12 protein-coding genes and 1 pseudogene are annotated in these 15,880 nt (G+C 64.8%); 4 read left to right on the top strand and 9 right to left on the bottom strand.

The genetic code is table 11. From position 1 onward, the window contains the following. Positions 1 to 80: 80 nt before the first annotated feature. Positions 81 to 521 carry a PACE efflux transporter gene (locus tag SB786_RS19295; RefSeq protein ID WP_410728841.1) on the bottom strand — a complete coding sequence of 147 codons (441 nt, stop codon included), beginning with the start codon at positions 519 to 521 and terminating at the stop codon, positions 81 to 83. An 83-nt stretch (positions 522 to 604) separates the two neighbouring features. Between SB786_RS19295 and SB786_RS19290 the strand changes: the two are divergent. Then, a pseudogene (locus SB786_RS19290) lies at positions 605 to 1,126 on the top strand (substrate-binding domain-containing protein); the annotation flags it as partial. A gap of 119 nt (positions 1,127 to 1,245) precedes the next feature. Here the strand turns inward: SB786_RS19290 and SB786_RS19285 are convergent. After that, a complete protein-coding gene (locus tag SB786_RS19285; RefSeq protein ID WP_410728840.1) occupies positions 1,246 to 2,652 on the bottom strand; it encodes a cation:dicarboxylate symporter family transporter in 1,407 nt (468 codons plus the stop codon). Between the two features lie 26 nt (positions 2,653 to 2,678). After that, positions 2,679 to 4,049, bottom strand: a complete 1,371-nt coding sequence (locus tag SB786_RS19280) for an adenylosuccinate lyase family protein (protein ID WP_410728839.1) — start codon at positions 4,047 to 4,049, stop codon at positions 2,679 to 2,681. A gap of 154 nt (positions 4,050 to 4,203) precedes the next feature. On the opposite strand from SB786_RS19280, the gene SB786_RS19275 reads away from it, so the two are divergent. Then, the gene (locus SB786_RS19275; protein WP_410728838.1) at positions 4,204 to 4,935 is read left to right on the top strand and encodes a GntR family transcriptional regulator; all 732 of its coding nucleotides are present in this window, start codon (positions 4,204 to 4,206) and stop codon (positions 4,933 to 4,935) included. Between the two features lie 345 nt (positions 4,936 to 5,280). Here SB786_RS19275 and opcM read toward each other — a convergent pair whose 3' ends face one another. Genes opcM through SB786_RS19255 form a run of 4 tightly spaced genes read right to left on the bottom strand, consistent with a single transcriptional unit; the run spans position 5,281 to position 12,182 of the window. Then, positions 5,281 to 6,816 (bottom strand): multidrug efflux transporter outer membrane subunit OpcM, encoded by a 1,536-nt coding sequence (gene opcM / locus SB786_RS19270; protein WP_410728837.1) that lies wholly within the window; start codon positions 6,814 to 6,816, stop codon positions 5,281 to 5,283. A gap of 10 nt (positions 6,817 to 6,826) precedes the next feature. Further along, positions 6,827 to 10,027 carry a multidrug efflux RND transporter permease subunit CeoB gene (gene ceoB / locus SB786_RS19265; protein ID WP_034176191.1) on the bottom strand — a complete coding sequence of 1,067 codons (3,201 nt, stop codon included), beginning with the start codon at positions 10,025 to 10,027 and terminating at the stop codon, positions 6,827 to 6,829. A gap of 45 nt (positions 10,028 to 10,072) precedes the next feature. Then, complete coding sequence (gene ceoA / locus SB786_RS19260; protein ID WP_410728836.1) at positions 10,073 to 11,290, bottom strand: multidrug efflux RND transporter periplasmic adaptor subunit CeoA; 1,218 nt, start codon at positions 11,288 to 11,290, stop codon at positions 10,073 to 10,075. A gap of 31 nt (positions 11,291 to 11,321) precedes the next feature. After that, positions 11,322 to 12,182 carry an alpha/beta hydrolase gene (locus SB786_RS19255; protein WP_006756393.1) on the bottom strand — a complete coding sequence of 287 codons (861 nt, stop codon included), beginning with the start codon at positions 12,180 to 12,182 and terminating at the stop codon, positions 11,322 to 11,324. 174 nt (positions 12,183 to 12,356) lie between these two features. Here SB786_RS19255 and ceoR point away from each other — a divergent pair, with 174 nt between their 5' ends. Further along, positions 12,357 to 13,361: a putative multidrug efflux transcriptional regulator CeoR gene (ceoR, locus tag SB786_RS19250; RefSeq protein ID WP_006750356.1), complete on the top strand. Its 1,005-nt coding sequence runs from the start codon at positions 12,357 to 12,359 to the stop codon at positions 13,359 to 13,361. A 43-nt stretch (positions 13,362 to 13,404) separates the two neighbouring features. On the opposite strand, the gene SB786_RS19245 is transcribed toward ceoR, so the two are convergent. Next, positions 13,405 to 14,055 (bottom strand): hypothetical protein, encoded by a 651-nt coding sequence (locus tag SB786_RS19245; RefSeq protein ID WP_410728835.1) that lies wholly within the window; start codon positions 14,053 to 14,055, stop codon positions 13,405 to 13,407. 268 nt (positions 14,056 to 14,323) lie between these two features. Next, entirely contained in the window at positions 14,324 to 14,641 is a 318-nt protein-coding gene (locus SB786_RS19240; RefSeq protein ID WP_410728834.1) for an H-NS family nucleoid-associated regulatory protein, read from the bottom strand. A 253-nt stretch (positions 14,642 to 14,894) separates the two neighbouring features. Here SB786_RS19240 and SB786_RS19235 point away from each other — a divergent pair, with 253 nt between their 5' ends. Then, positions 14,895 to 15,581, top strand: coding sequence for a response regulator transcription factor (locus SB786_RS19235; protein WP_410728833.1), 687 nt, complete (start codon positions 14,895 to 14,897; stop codon positions 15,579 to 15,581). The last annotated feature ends 299 nt before the right edge of the window (positions 15,582 to 15,880 follow it).

The raw sequence follows: 15,880 nt of genomic DNA, 5'->3' as shown, positions 1-15,880 counted from the left end.
TGCGCGCCGCCCGTCTTCCTCTCTCTCTTGCAGAAGCGAAACGGCGCGGAGCTGTCGGCATCGTTTCGCATCCCTCTGCATCACGCAGCCGATGCCGCCTTGCGCGTCACCGCATCCGGCAATCCAAACACGCTGTCGAACGCCCAGTTGTACGCGAACGTGAAGATCGGGAAGAACACGATCAGCACCGCGTCGTACAGGAACGCCTGCCATAACGACACGTCGAGCCACCACGCGATCAGCGGGATCAGGAACGTCACGAGCGCGACCTGAAACCCGATCGCATGCACGACACGTCGCCCGACGGTGCGCGTCGTTTCGGTGCGCCGCCGCTCCCACGCCTCGAACCCGAGGTTGTACAGAAAATTGACGGTGACACCCGTCGTCGAGATCATCACGCCGAGCAGGCCGCTCGTCGCCGCACTCGCGCCGCTCAGCATGCCGAGCACCGACGACGCGACGAGGATGCCGAGCACCTCGAACATCACGACGTAGACTATGCGTCTCTTCCATCCTTGCATGACCGACCACCTTCATATCGAACAAGGTGGCGAGACTACAGCGGGCACTGCGACCGCAAGAGTCAGGTCCTTTCAATTTTTTCAGCGTCGTCACCGCGCCGCAGGATGCGATCGTCGACGCGCTGCATCGCGGCGCCGTCGATCTTTGCGTTGCGTACGGCGGGCTCGATCTTCATCCGCAGGAACAGATTCACGCGCTGTGGACCGAGACGTTGATTGCCGTCGCCGCGCCTGATCATCCGTCGATCGCGGAAGCCGCGCATCCGGAGGCGATCGAGCGATTGTCGGGGTTTCGGCAGATCGTGATCGCCGATCCGGAGCGACCGCTCACCGACGTGCGGCCGCTGATCGGCAACCGCACGTGGAAGGTGACCGACATGGCGACCACGATCGCGCTCGTGAAGGCCGGTCATGGCTGGGCGAATTTGCCGGAGTCGATCATCGGCCGGTATGTGGCCGACGGCGAACTCGCGCCGCTCGTGTTCGCGAACATCCGCAACGGGCTGCCGTTGCCTGTGTATTTGCGGCGGCCGAAACATACGGGGCTCGGCAAGGCCACCGGAGAACTCGTGCGGGCGCTGCGCGCTGAAGACGGTCAGCATTGAGCGGTGCGGCGATGGCATCGCCGCACCGTCCGTCAACGCATGACGGCTCGACCGTTAGTTGCGGTCACTAGACCGCCGCCGTGCGCTGGATGGAATCGACCTTTCGGCCCAAACCAATGCTACAGACCGCCGCGCTTGAGCGGGATCCCCGGCGAATGCGGATTCACGTCGTCAGAGTCTTCGGGAAGAAGCTTGCCATCGTCGAACTTCGCATCGGCACGCGCTGTTGCGGGATAACGTTCCGGGTAAAGGTGGCGTCGAGCGACCGTCTCATCGAACGTACCAGACCATTTCGCAACGACGACCGTGGCCAGGCTGTTGCCGATCGTATTGCACGTTGCAATCGCCATCGACATGAAGCGGTAGACGCCAAAGATCAGCGCGAGCCCTTCCACCGGCAGCAGCCCCGTCGATGTCACCGTCGCCGCGAACACGACGAACGATCCGCCCGATACCGTCGCGGCGCCTTTCGATGTCAACAGCATCAGCAGCAGGATCCCGATCTGGTGCTCGAACGTGAGCGGCACGTTGTACGCGTGCGCGATGAACATCACGCCCGTCGCCATGAAGATCGACGTCCCGTCGAGATTGAACGCATAGCCGGTCGGCAGCACGAGACCGACCGTCTGCTTCGCGCAGCCGAATCGCTCGAGCTTGATCAGCAGACGCGGCAACGCGCTTTCCGACGACGCGGTGCCGAGCACGATCAGGATCTCGTCCTTGATGTAGCGCATGAAGCGCCACATGCTGAAGCCGGCCAGCTTCGCGACGATGCCCATCACGACCACGATGAACAGCACCACGATCGCGTAGAAGCTGAGCACGAGTTGCGCGAGCGCGACCAGCACGGCGGTCCCGTTGCTGCCTACCGCGAACGCGATCGCGCCGAAGGTGCCGAGCGGGGCAAGCTTCATCACGAGATTGATGAACGAGAACATGACCTCCGATATCTGCTCGAGCCCGTCGTTGATTCGCGCGCGCCGCCCTTCGGGAATCGCAAGAATGCCGATGCCGACCATCACCGCGAGCACGACCACCTGCAGCAGTTCGCCTTTCGCGAACGCGCCGATGAAGTTGTCTGGCACGAGATGCATCACGAATTCGGTGAACCCTTGCGGCGCCGCCTTTGCCGCGGTGACCGACACCTTGCCGAACGCCACGGACGTCATGCCCTGGCCGGTCTGCAGCAGATTGCCGGCGAACAGGCCGAACGCCAGCGCGATCGTCGACACGACTTCAAAGTAGACGATCGCACGCCAGCCGACCCGCCCCGCGCTCTTCACGTCGCCGGCGGAAGCAATGCCGTGCACGATCGTCAGGAACACGAGCGGCGCGACGCCGGCCTTGATCAGCGCGAGAAAAACGTCGCCGAGAATCTTCATCTGCGTGCCGAATTTCGGAAACAGCAGCCCGGCGACGATGCCAAGCACCAGCGACGCGAGCACCTGCATGCCGAGCTTGCGATACCACGGGCGCTTCGGCGCCGGGGCGACCGGTTCGTCGCGCGAGGTCTGTGCGTGATTCATGATGGTGTCTCCTCCACGACGTCCGTTCAGATTTCGCGGGACAGTGCGATCGCCCGATCGACCATCTGCGGTGCGAGGCCCAGGTAGTTGACTGGATCCGTCATGCGTTCGATCGCGTCTCGATCGAAGTGCCGGGTCACGTCGGGCAGTGCGGCCAGCGCTTCGGCGAGCGTGCCGCCCTTCTCGTTGACCCTGCGGCACGCGTCATACACGATGTCGTGCGCCCGCTGGCGCCCGGTAAACGGCGCCATCTGCATCATCGCGGCTTCGGCGACGATCAGCCCCTTGCTGATGCCGAGGTTCTGCTTCATCCGTTGCGCATCGACGATCAGCCCGCCGAGCGCGAACTTGGCCTGATGCAGTGCCCCCGATGTCAGGATGAAGCTCTCGGGAATCGCGATCCATTCAGCATGCCATGGACCTGTCGCGCGCTCGAAATCCTGAATCATCGCGTCGACCATCAGGCCCGCGTGCTGCCGCACCGCTTTCGCCGCCGCCAGCATCAGCTCGCTCGAGATCGGATTGCGCTTCTGCGGCATCGTGCTGCTTGCGCCGCGCCCCTTGACGAACGGTTCGTACACTTCCGCGAACTCGTTCGACGCCATGATCATGATGTCGAGCGCGATCTTGCCGAGCGAGCCCGTGACCAGCGCAAGCAGGTTCACTGCCTCGGCGAAGCCGTCGCGTGCGACGTGCCACGTCGTCGCGGGCACACCGAGCTTCAGCTCTTCCGCAAGCGCCTTCTGGACTTCGAAACCCTTGTCGCCGAGCGACGCCAGCGTGCCGGCCGCGCCCGCGAACTCGACGACCGCGACGCGCGAGCGCAGCTCCGCGAGCCGCTGCTGATGCCGGTCGAACATCGCGAGCCAGATTGCGGCCTTGTATCCGAACGTGACCGGCAGTGCCTGCTGCAGATGCGTGCGACCCGCCATCGCGGTATCGCGATGCTTGCTCGCGAGATCGGCAAGGATGCCGCGCAACTCGCGGATGTCGCCGTCGATCGAATCGAGCGCATCGCTCACTTGCAGCGACACGGCGGTATCCATGATGTCCTGCGTCGTTGCCCCCCAATGCACGTAGCGGCCTGCGTCCCCACACATCGCGACGAGCTGGTGCACGAGCGGCAGGATGGGATAGCCGACGATGTCCGTCTCCTCGCGCATGTGATCGAAATCGATGCGCTCGATGCTCGCTTCCTGTGCAATCACGTCGGCCGCTTCGGCTGGAATCACACCGACACGCGCCTCGGCCTTCGCGAGCGCGACTTCGACGTCGATGTAGCGCTGCACGAGCGCGTAATCAGAGAACAACGCGCGCATCTTCGCGGTGCCGAAGGCATCTCGAAACAGAATCGAATCAACGACGGTGCTGGAGACAGGGATGGTGCGGCTTGGCATGGCGACCTCTGGAAACGGAAACGGGGAAAGACATCGGACCTTCGAAATCGAGCGTCTCGATATGTCCGGACATATAGAAGGATATTATGTCCGGACATATCGTTCCAGCGATGTTTACCCTTAAACTGTCGGCGATGACCGATACGCAGAGAAAATGAACAGACCCCACTTCGCCGAGATCGCGCGCGACCTGACTGAAGGCATCGCGTCCGGCCGCTTTCCGGTCGGCTCGTACTTGCCGACCGAGCTTGAATTGCGCGATCTATACAAGACGAGCCGGCACACGGTGCGCGCGGCGCTGCACGAGCTGCAGCAACTTGGCTTCGTGTCGCGGCGCAAGAACGCGGGAACGCGTGTCGAATCTGCTCAACCGAAAAACGACTTCCGGCCGTCGATCGCTTCGATCGAAGATCTCGTCCAGTTCGGTTCGGAGAACCTGCGCGTGGTGCAGTCGATCGAGGAGCTTGCGGCGAAGGGCAAGCTCGCGAAGGTTCTGAAGTGCGAAGAAGGCGCACGCTGGCTGCGCATTTCGAGCCTGCGCGTGGAACGCGACGCGACGCGTCCGCCAATCGGCTGGACAGACGTCTATATCGATCCGGGCTATCTGGAGATCGCGGAGACGGCTCGCAGCGAGCCGGATACGTTGATCAGTTCATTGATTGAGGCACGTTACGGACGATGCGTTGCAGAGATCCAGCAGAATGTGCAGGCGGTAAACGTCTCGCCGGAAATGGCTGCGCGACTACAGATCCCGGCGGGAACGGCCGCGCTGGAAATCGTGCGGCGTTATCTCGATTCGACAGGCGTGGCGTTCGAAATCTCGATCAGCATTCACCCGGCAGAACGATTTTCTGTGTCCATGAGGCTGAAACGGTCTGAGAGTTGAACTGGCGGACTGGTGAAAGTGCCGTCCACAGTGACACGCCGAAGCAGAAAGCAGATCTACTCGGCATCTGCTTTGCCCGTGACATCCCTGCCGCCTTCAATGCATCAGTCACGGTGCAGTAGCTCTACTCAATCCTCTAACGCGTCGCGTTGAAGTGGATGGCCGTTATACCGTCGGTTTCCGCCATTTACAGGAAACTCTCGAACGACTCTAATTGGCCGATCGCCGACGCTCCCCCCGAAATTCGCGACGAACCATAAAAAACCCCCGGCATGCAGACCTGAGCCTGCATGCCGGGGGTTTTCACTTCATGGCTGGCGAGCGACGAACGCCCGCCGTTCGCGCTCAACGCACGGCCACCTCCGCCTTGACAGACCCCGCATCGCCGACCGCCGCGGGCGCCCCACCCCACCCGCCACCCAGCGCACGAATGAGATTGACGGTCGACACGGCCTGCGCACCGGTCAGCTGGTTCGACTGCAATTGCGACTGCAGCACCGACCGCTCGCTGTCGATCACGTCGAGATAGGCGACTTCGCCTTCCTGATACTGCGTACGCGACAGCGTCGCCGCACGGCGCGACGCGTTCACGGCCGCATCCTGCGCGCGAATCTGGTCGTCGAGCAGACGCAGATCGGCGAGGTTGTCCTCGACTTCGCGGAACGCGACGAGCACCTGCTGCCGATAGTTCGCGACCTGCTCGTCGTATTGCGCGCGCGCCTGCTGCACGCCGGCCGCACGCCGCCCGCCGTCGAACAGCGGCAGCGTCAGCGCGGTACCGGCGAACGGTCCGAGCAGGAACGTGCGGCTCGACCACAGGAACAGATTGCCGAGCGTCGACGCCTCATACCCGAACGCGCCCGTGATATCGAGCTTCGGGAAATACGCCGACTTCGCCAAGCCGATCCGCGCGTTCGCCGCCGCCATCGCGCGCTCGGCCGCCGACACGTCCGGCCGCCGTTCGAGCAGCGCGGACGGCAGCCCCGCCGGCACCTTCACCGCGACCGGCACGATCGGCGTTTCCTTGAATGCGAAGTCCGCGGGCGCCTTGCCGAGCAGGATCGCGAGCGCATGCTCGGACGCCGCGCGCCGCCGCGCGACGCCGACCGCATCGGCCTGCGCGGTCGCCAGTTCGTTCTTCGCGCGCGACACGTCGAGCTCGCTGATGTCGCCTTCGTTGAAGCGACGTTGCACGAGCTTCAGCGCCTGGTCGCGCAGCTCGACCGTGCGGCGGTACAGGTCCTGGTCCGAGTCGAGCTGGCGCAGTTCGAAGTAGTTCTGCGCGACGTCCGCCTGCAGCGCGAGCTGCACCGAGCGGAACAGCGCTTCGCTCTGCGCCTGGTCGGCGCGCGACGCCTCGACGTTGCGGCTCACGCGACCGAACAGGTCGGCCTCGTAGGACACCGTGCCCTGTGCGCGCCACAGCGTCGCGTTGGTCGGGCCCGTGCCCTGCGGCTGAAGCTGCGACGCCGACGACAGCCCCTCGCGCGTCGGCCCGAACCCGGCGCCGACCTGCGGGAACCACTGCGAGCGCGCGGTGCGGGTCGCCGCACGCGCTTCCTCGACGCGCGCCGCCGCGGCCTTCAGGTTCTGGTTCGCGGCGAGCGCCTGCGACTCGAGCGAGTCGAGCACCGGATCGCCGAACACCTTCCACCATTCGCCGCGATGCTCGCCGTCCGCCGGTTCGGCGGTCTTCCATGTGCCGGCCTGTTCGCCGGCCGCGAGCGTCGGCGCTTCCTTGAACGCCGCGGGCGTCGACACGTCCGGGCGCTTGTAGTCCGGGCCCACCGCGCACGCGGCGAGCAGCGTCGCGAGCAGGGTGCTCGCGGCCGCCACCTTCGCGAAGCGCATCAGGCCATTCGAGTTGTACATGTTGTCCATCTTGTTGTCCTCAAGCATCCGAAGCCGGTACGCCCGACGGCGACACGCCATAGCCGGCCGAGTCCTTGCCGGCGACGTGGATCTTGCCGCCCGCGAGCGTGCGCAGCACCACGTAGAACACCGGCGTCAGCATCAGCCCGAACAGCGTCACGCCGAGCATCCCGAAGAACACCGCGACACCCATCGCATGCCGCATCTCCGAGCCCGCGCCCGTCGATGTGACGAGCGGCACCACGCCCATGATGAAGGCGATCGACGTCATCAGGATCGGGCGCAGCCGCAGCCGGCTCGCCTCGATCGCGGCCTCGAGCGGCGTCCTGCCGTCATGCTCCAGTTCGCGTGCGAATTCGACGATCAGGATCGCGTTCTTCGCCGACAGCCCCACCAGCACCATCAAGCCGATCTGCGTGAAGATGTTGTTGTCGCCCTGCGTGAGCCACACGCCCGTCAGCGCCGACAGAATGCTCATCGGCACGATCAGGATCACCGCGAGCGGCAGCGTCAGGCTTTCATACAGCGCGGCGAGCACGAGGAACACGAGCAGCACGCTGATCGGGAACACATACATCGCCGAATCGCCTGCAAGAATCTGCTGGTACGTGAGGTCGGTCCATTCGAACCGCACGCCGCGCGGCAGCGTTTCATGCGCGATGCGCTCCACCGCGGCCTGCGCCTGACCCGACGAGAAGCCCGGCGCCGGGCCGCCGTTGATGTCGGCCGCCGTGTAGCCGTTGTAGCGCACGACCATTTCCGGGCCGAACGTCGGCGTCACCGTGACGAGCGACGACAGCGGAACCATCTCGCCCTTGTCGTTGCGCGTCTTCAGCTGCAGGATGTCGTCCGCGCGCTGGCGGAACGGGGCATCGGCCTGCACGCGCACCTGGTACACGCGTCCGAAGCGGTTGAAGTCGTTCACGTACAGCGAGCCGAGATACACCTGCATCGTGTTGAACACGTCGGTGACCGGCACGCCGAGCTGCTTCGCCTTCACGCGGTCGAGATCGACGTTGAGCTGCGGCACGTTGATCTGGTAGCTCGTAAACAACGGGCCCAGTTCCGGTGCCTGCTGCGCGCGCTTGATGAAGTCGTTGGTTGCGTCCGACAGCTTCGCGTAGCCGACCGCGCCACGATCCTCGATCTGCATCTTGAACCCGCCGAGCGTGCCGAGGCCGAGCACCGGCGGCGGCGGGAACACCGCGACGAACGAGTCCTTGATCGCGCCGTACTGCTGGTTCAGCGCACCGGCGATCGCACCGGCGGACAGCGCCTTGCCGTGCCGTTCCGAAAACGGCTTCAGCGTGACGAACACGATGCCCGCGCTCGAGCTGTTCGTGAAGCCGTTCACCGACAACCCCGGGAACGCGACCGCGCTCTCGACGCCCGGCTGCTTCAGCGCGATCGAGCCCATGTCGCGGATCACCTTCTCGGTGCGGTCGAGCGACGCGCCGTTCGGCAGTTGCGCGAACGCGATCAGGTATTCCTTGTCCTGCGCGGGCACGAAACCGCCCGGCACGACCTTCGACACCAGCACCGTCGCGCCCACGAGCACGAGGTACACGCCGAGCATCAGCGTCTTGCGCGACAGCACGCCGCGCACGCCGCGGCCGTAGTTCTCCGCGCCACGATGGAACACCTTGTTGAAGCCGCGGAAGAAGCCGCCGAGCACGCGGTTCATCACGCGCGTGAGCCAGTCTTCCTTGTCGCCATGCCCCTTCAGCAGGATCGCGGACAGCGCCGGCGACAGCGTCAGCGAGTTGAACGCCGAGATCACCGTCGAGATCGCGATCGTCATCGCGAACTGCTTGTAGAACTGGCCGGTCAGGCCCGACATGAACGCGAGCGGCACGAACACGGCGACCAGCGTCAGCGCGATCGCGATGATCGGCCCGCTCACTTCCTGCATCGCCTTGTAGGTCGCCTGCCGCGCGTTCATCCCGCTTTCGATGTTGCGCTCGACGTTCTCGACCACCACGATCGCGTCGTCGACCACGATCCCGATCGCGAGCACCATCCCGAACAACGACAACGCGTTGATCGAATACCCGAACGCCAGCAGCAGCGAGAACGTGCCGATGATCGACACCGGCACCGCGATCAGCGGAATCAGCGACGCGCGCCAGGTCTGCAGGAACACGATCACGACGATCACGACCAGCGCGATCGCTTCGAGCAGCGTATGCACGACGGCCTTGATCGACGAACGCACGAACTGCGTCGGGTCATAGACGATCTTGTAGTCGATGCCGGCCGGCATGTCCTGCTTCAGCTCGGCCATCGTCTTGCGCACTTCGTCGGAAATCTGCAGCGAGTTCGCGCCCGGCGACTGGTTGATCGCCATCGCGACGGCCGGCTTGTTGTCGAGCAGCGCGCGCAGCCCGTACTCGGACGCGTCGAGCTCGATTCGCGCGATGTCGCGCAGGTGCGTGACGCCGCCGTCAGGCGTCGTCTTCACGACGATGTCGCCGAACTCGTCTTCCGTCTGCAGACGGCCGCGCGCGTTCACCGACAGCTGCAGCGGCGTGCCCGGCAACGACGGCGACGCGCCGATCACGCCGGCCGCGACCTGCACGTTCTGCTCGCGGATCGACTGCACGACGTCCTCGGCGGACAACCCGCGCTGCGCGACCTTCTGCGGATCGAGCCACACGCGCATCGCGTAGTCGCCCGAACCCCACAGCTGCACCTGGCCGACGCCCTGGATCCGCGACAGGCGATCCTTCACGTTGATCAGCGCGTAGTTGCGCAGGTAGGTCATGTCATAGCGGTTGTCCGGCGAGATCAGGTGGACCACCATCGTCAGCGTCGGCGAGCTCTTCACCGTGGTGATGCCGAGCCGCTGCACGTCTTCCGGCAGGCGCGGCAGCGCCTGGTTCACGCGGTTCTGCACGAGCTGCGTGGCCTTGTCCGGATCGGTGCCGAGCTTGAACGTGACGGTGATCGTCATGTTGCCGTCGCTGTTCGCCTGCGACTGCATGTAGAGCATGTCCTCGACGCCGTTGATCTGTTCTTCCAGCGGCGACGCGACCGTCTCGGCGATCACTTTCGGGTTCGCGCCCGGGTATTGCGCCTTCACGATCACGGAAGGCGGCACGACTTCCGGATATTCCGAAATCGGCAGCAGGAACATCGCGATCACCCCGCCGAGCAGGATGATCACCGATAGGACTCCTGCAAAGATCGGCCGGTCGATAAAGAATTTGGAAATATTCATGGGTTGCTCTGTCTGGTTGAACGCGGAAGCGAAGCGGCGGGCCGCTTACGAATCCGCCTTCGCCGGTGCGGCCGGCTTCGCGGTGCTCGCGAGCGGCGCGGACGGCGCATCGCCGCCCGTCATCGGGACCATGTGCGCCTTCACCTGCTCGCCGGGTCGTACACGCTGCGTGCCGTTCACGACCACGCGGTCGCCGGCGGAAAGTCCGCTCACGATGACGCGACGATTGCCGTGCTGCATCCCCTGCTGCACTTCGCGATACGACACGCGGCCCTGCTGGTCGACGACGAACACGAACTTCTTGTCCTGGTCCGTGTTGATCGCCGCGTCGTCGACGAGCAGCGCCTGATGCGGCGCGCTGCCGCCCACCTTCACGCGCGCGTAAAGGCCCGGCACGAGTGCGCCGTCCGCATTGTCGAAGCGTGCGCGCACGCGGATCGTCCCGGACGACGTGTCGAGCCGGTTGTCGACCGAATCGATCTCGCCGCTGCGCGAGTAGCCGGTTTCGTTCGCGAGACCGAGCTCGACCGGCACCTTGCGGCCGCTGCGCGCGCCGTTGATGTATTGCAGGTAGGTCTGCTCGTCCGCGTCGAACGATGCGTAGATCGGCGACACCGACACCAGCGTCGTCAGCGGGGCGGCCGCTGCGCCGGCCGACACGACGTTGCCGAGCGTGATTTCCGCGCGCGACACGCGGCCCGCGACCGGCGCCGTGATCCGCGTATAGCCGAGGTTGATGCGCGCCGTTTCCAGCGCGGCTTCGGCAGCCTTCAGGTTCGCGCTCGCCTCGCGCGCGGCGTTCTGCTTCTCGTCGTAGTCGCGCTTGGCGATCGCGTTGTCGCCGATCAGCCGCTGCGCGCGCTGCCAGTCGCTCTGCGCGTAGCCGTTGCGTGCCTGCGCGCCGGCGAGCTGTGCCGCGGCACGGTCGACTTCGGCCTGGTACGGACGCGGATCGATCACGAACAGCACGTCGCCTTTCTTCACGAGCGCGCCGTCCTTGAAGTTCACCGCGACGATCGTGCCCGACACCTGCGGGCGCACGTCGACTTTCTCGACCGCCTCGAGGCGGCCCGAATAGCTCTGCCAGTCGGTGACGGTCTGCGGCACGACGGTCGCGACGTCGACTTCGGGCAGCGGCGCCGCCGCCTTTTCGGGCGCGTTCGCGCTCACGCGCATCGCGCCGAACGTGCCGAGGCCGACGACGGCGAGCGTCACGATCGCCGCGGTGGCGATTCGGGAACGGGAGGTGCGTAGGATGGCCATGTGGATCTCCAGTAAGCGTGGATTGGTCTGGTTATTCGGAACGGTTCGGCTGGCGCGCCTGGAAGCGGCACTGGAAGAAGCGCACGGCTTCCTCGAGCGCGGCTTCGTGCGTCGCGAGCGCCGCGTGCGTGACGTCCGGGTAGCGGATCACCTGCGTGAGCACGCCCGATGAAATCAGGCAGCCCGCATATTTCTCCGCTTCGACGTGCAGCACGTCGTTTTGCGCGGTGACGACGAGCGTCGGCGGCAGGCCCGCGAGGCGCACCGATTCGATCGGCGCCGCATACGGGTGCATGCGCTGCGCCGCCTGCGGCAGATAAGCGCGATAACAGGCCGCGCATTCGCGCGCGGTGATGTCGGACGACAGGCGTTCGGCGTCGCCGATGCGCGTCATGCTCGGGTCGAGCATCGGCCCGAACAGCGCCTGCGCGGCGATCGACACTTCGCCGCGATCGCGCGCGATGAACGCGAGACAGTTCGCGAGCTGGCCGCCCGCGTCGTGGCCCGCGACGCCGATCTTCTTCGGATTGCCGCCGAACGCGCGGGCGCGCGTCGCGGCCCACACGGCGGCGCGATACGCATCTTCCGGCGCGGCCGGAAAGGGAAAGGCCGGCGCGAGCGAATAATCGACCGACACTACGAGAGCCGGTAAGCGTTCTGCTAAAAAGCGCGCGGCGAAGTCGGCATCGTCGAGCGAGCCGCGCACGAAACCGCCGCCGTGGAAGTAAAGCACTACCGGCAGTCCGGTCTTGTCCGCGCGCCGATAGAGGCGCAGCGCGATGTCCTGCGCGTAGCCGGGAATTTCCACCTCCGCGACCGTCAGCGCCGCGCCAGCTCTGGCTTCGGCGGGCAATGCGGCTTTCAGGAATTTGCTGAATTCAGAAGCGTCCATGACGATGCAGGATCCATTTCGAGATGGAACGAATTCTGGGTCCGGCAGACATTGGGATAAATGCCTATAATCCGGCAACACAATTCAACACCCCCGAACAATCCTAGGCTGCGTTTACCCGTGAGGTAGCGCAGCCTTGTTGTTCCGGCGGCAAATTAGATTGCGGAGGTTGTGATGGACCGGCTTCAGGCCATGCAGGTGTTTACTCGCGTCGTCGATACAAGCAGCTTCACCAAGGCAGCAGAAACGCTCGGCTTGCCGCGGGCGTCCGTCACGACGATCATCCAGAATCTGGAAGCTTTCCTCGGCGTGCGCCTGATGCACCGGACCACGCGCCGGCTTTCGCTCACGCCGGACGGCGCCGCGTACTACGAAAGGTGCGTGCGGATCCTCGCCGACGTCGAGGAAACCGAAGCGAGCTTCCAGGCCAACAACCGAAAACCGCACGGAAAGTTGCGTATCGACATGCCGGGCTCGATTGGGCGGCTGCTCGTGATCCCGTCACTGTGCGAATTCCATACGCGCTATCCGGACATCGACCTGCAACTGGGCCTGTCCGACCGGCCGGTCGACTTGCTGCAGGAAGGCGTCGACTGCGTGATCCGCGTCGGTGCGCTGCAGGACTCGTCGCTCGTCGCGCGTCGCGTCGGCCTGTTCGAATGCGTTTCGGTCGCGGCGCCCGCGTATCTGGAGAAGTACGGCGAACCGCAGACGATCGAGGACCTGAGCGATCACAAGGCCGTCAATTACTTCTCGAGCCGCACGGGCCGCACGATCGACTGGACGTTCCTGACCGACGGCAAGGAAGTCGAGGTCAAGATGAACGCGATCGTGTCGGTCAACGACGCCGACGCGTACGTGACATGCGGGCTCGAAGGCTTCGGGCTGATCCAGCCGCCGCTGTTCATGGTGCTGCCGCACCTGCGCGACGGCCGGCTCAAGGAAGTGCTGCCCGGCCTGAAGCCGCTGCCGATGCCGATCTCGGTCGTGTATCCGCACAGCCGGCACCTGTCGCCGAAGGTGCGCGTGTTCGTCGACTGGATCGCCGAAGTGTTCGACCGCTGCCCGCTGCTGAGCGGCAAGGGCAGCCTCGACGCGACGTGCAGCAAGCGCACGTTCGAGGAGGCCGAGCGCGCGCCGGTGCTCGATACGCCGGTCATCAACGAGTGGGTCGCGTAACAGGCAAGCGCTGCGCGCGCCCCGTGACGCTTCATCCGCGCGCTCACCGGCCTGACGAGCGCGCGGCGCGGCCGGAGCGCCTCACCGCCCGCGCGAGCGCCCGCGCCGCGCCGACGCGTTGCTCGCGCACCTGCCGTCCACAGTGACGTTCGACCACGCCGATCTGGTTGCTCAGGAACGCAATCGTCTGCTCGATCCCGCCGCGTACGCTCGAGTGGGATTGAGCCAGAAGCTGGTATTCCGCCATCAGCGTGCGCGCGAGTTGCCGCCGGCGCTGCACCAGCGCCTGGACGTGCTGGAGTTGCGGGTCGGCAAGCGGCTCGGCAAACCGGACGCTCGACGACGCGTCGTCGAGCATGCACGCCAGTTCCGTCATCACTCGCGCATGCGCCCCTTTCCCGTCGAGCGGCAAGTCGAGCGATCGTGCGGTGAACGCGCGGGCCTGATGCAGGTGAACGACCGCCACGGGCAAGCGTGCTGCCTGCAGCGCGCACGCCGCTTCGCACTCGTAGCCACCGGCCGATTCCACCACCACGAGCGCCGGCGACCACTCGGCAATCGCGTCGGCCAACGATTCGATGCCGAACGTCTCGTTCCGGTAGCCGAAGACGAGCTGCAGCGACGAAGCGCAGACTTCGATGATCTCGGGCGTCACGCCCACGCCGACGCAAATGCGCTCGGGCACGCCGCCCACGCCGTCCGGCCGATTCACGTCCCCGCTCATGTAAGCGCCCCGCCTGTACGCCGCAAGCGGCAGTTCGGGGCCCCGCCACAAGAACTGACACAATTAAAGTGTAATCTCGATAGGAACCGATTCCATTTTCGCCCGGGTTGTCCCGGCCGGGTGGCCAGTCCCCGCCCCCGGGCGTCCAATCGCCACCGACCCGCCGCCGCCTCGAAACGGCACGCGGCGGCGTGGGCCCCCTCGTTGGCAATTCGACGATTTTTCATCGACTTCATGATCAGGATTCCTCATCTTCAGGTTGTTCATGCGATTCCGGATCGATCAGAAACCGGTCTCGATCCTGACCGCGCAACCATGCCGGTTCCCGGCCCACTCCCGACCATGCCTGCCCCGTTTCCGGGTTGAAGTATTTCACCCGTCGCCTCTTCCCCGAAGCACCGGCCTGGGCCGGAAACACGTCCTTGACGGCAAATCCGAATTCCTCGATGCAGTGTCGGATTTCGAGCAACACCATGGCCGAAATCGCGAGCCGCTCCCGAACCAGTTGCTCCTCGAGCAGCGCCTTCTTTTCCATGAACGACTTGTATACCAGCATCACCTTCCTCCCCGAATCGCTTACCAAAAAATCTTGTTGATCTGCATTACTAAAATGCTACGACACTCAATCCGAAGCTTCCAGACTCATTCCTGTTGCGTTCAGAATCGTTGACAATTTCACGAATACGAGCCATGCGAACATGCGCCGCGGATCGCCGGCCGACATCCGGCCCCACGCCGGGCGCGAATTCCGCTTATCCGCGTTGCGTTCGGCTCGATCCCACCACACGCGACAAATAGGTGCGCCCACCATGCACGTTCTATATCTCGAGGACGACACGACTTACGTCGAACTCATCAATTCGATACTGGGAGCGGCGGGACACCGAGTGCATTCCGTCCGCAACGGCCATCAGGCGATCCGCCATCTCGAACGCGCGGTCGTCGATCTGCTGATCCTGGACTGGGAGGTACCGGGGCTGTCCGGCTTCGAAGTGCTCAAATGGGCACGCGAACGGATCGGCGGCACGCTGCCGATCCTGTTTCTGACGATCCGCGCGCACGAAAACGAGCTTTTTTCCGCAATCAATGCGGGCGCCGACGACTACATGATCAAGCCGATCAATTATTTCGAATTGCTGGCGCGCATCAACGCATTGCTGCGCCGGGCTTATCAGGGCGGCGATATCCAGCAGGACGTGCTGGACATCGGCGTCTACCGGATCGATACAAACGCGCGTGAGATACGGGTGAACGGCATTCCGATCAAGCTGACGCCGCGCGAATTCGACCTCGCCGTCCTGCTGTTTCGCCATTTCGGCCGCATCATGCCGCGCGAAGCGCTGATCCGTTCGCTATGGGGACGCGACATGGCCGGCGCGTCCCGCAGCCTCGACACGCACATCTACCGATTGCGCACGAAACTCGCGCTTCAGCCGTCGAACGGCGTGCGTCTCAGTGCGGTCTACACGCTCGGCTACCGGATCGAAGCGGTCTGACGCGCGAGCCATTCGATCCACGGCGCAGAAGAGACCGTTGCGCCGGCGACGACAATCGCATCAGCCAACGCGGGATACGCGTCGCGCCGCCGTCGCCCTTGCGGCACGGGGGTGCGGCGCGGTTCGCGGCCCTGACGGTCGTGTGGAATGCGATTGTTCCGCGCTGGCGACAATTCAATTCGCGGCAGTGCCATTTATCGCAGCCGGGCAGACACCTAGAGTAAACCCTGTCGCGCACCTCGTTGCGCATCGAACAGCCCCGTTTGACGGGACCGGAGCAAGCGCTCGCGCGCCAACTC

It is taken from the genome of Burkholderia sp. SIMBA_062, assembly GCF_046534765.1.
Classification (GTDB): domain Bacteria; phylum Pseudomonadota; class Gammaproteobacteria; order Burkholderiales; family Burkholderiaceae; genus Burkholderia; species Burkholderia ambifaria.
This window is presented reverse-complemented; position numbering and strand designations above follow the sequence as displayed.

What these genes read in the sequence shown, in the direction of transcription:
- SB786_RS19295 (WP_410728841.1), bottom strand. Translation starts at nt 521, where the DNA reads ATGCAAGGATGGAAGAGACGCATAGTCTACGTCGTGATGTTCGAGGTG.
- SB786_RS19285 (WP_410728840.1), bottom strand. Translation starts at nt 2,652, where the DNA reads ATGAATCACGCACAGACCTCGCGCGACGAACCGGTCGCCCCGGCGCCG.
- SB786_RS19280 (WP_410728839.1), bottom strand. Translation starts at nt 4,049, where the DNA reads ATGCCAAGCCGCACCATCCCTGTCTCCAGCACCGTCGTTGATTCGATT.
- SB786_RS19275 (WP_410728838.1), top strand. Translation starts at nt 4,204, where the DNA reads ATGAACAGACCCCACTTCGCCGAGATCGCGCGCGACCTGACTGAAGGC.
- opcM (WP_410728837.1), bottom strand. Translation starts at nt 6,816, where the DNA reads ATGGACAACATGTACAACTCGAATGGCCTGATGCGCTTCGCGAAGGTG.
- ceoB (WP_034176191.1), bottom strand. Translation starts at nt 10,027, where the DNA reads ATGAATATTTCCAAATTCTTTATCGACCGGCCGATCTTTGCAGGAGTC.
- ceoA (WP_410728836.1), bottom strand. Translation starts at nt 11,290, where the DNA reads ATGGCCATCCTACGCACCTCCCGTTCCCGAATCGCCACCGCGGCGATC.
- SB786_RS19255 (WP_006756393.1), bottom strand. Translation starts at nt 12,182, where the DNA reads ATGGACGCTTCTGAATTCAGCAAATTCCTGAAAGCCGCATTGCCCGCC.
- ceoR (WP_006750356.1), top strand. Translation starts at nt 12,357, where the DNA reads ATGGACCGGCTTCAGGCCATGCAGGTGTTTACTCGCGTCGTCGATACA.
- SB786_RS19240 (WP_410728834.1), bottom strand. Translation starts at nt 14,641, where the DNA reads ATGCTGGTATACAAGTCGTTCATGGAAAAGAAGGCGCTGCTCGAGGAG.
- SB786_RS19235 (WP_410728833.1), top strand. Translation starts at nt 14,895, where the DNA reads ATGCACGTTCTATATCTCGAGGACGACACGACTTACGTCGAACTCATC.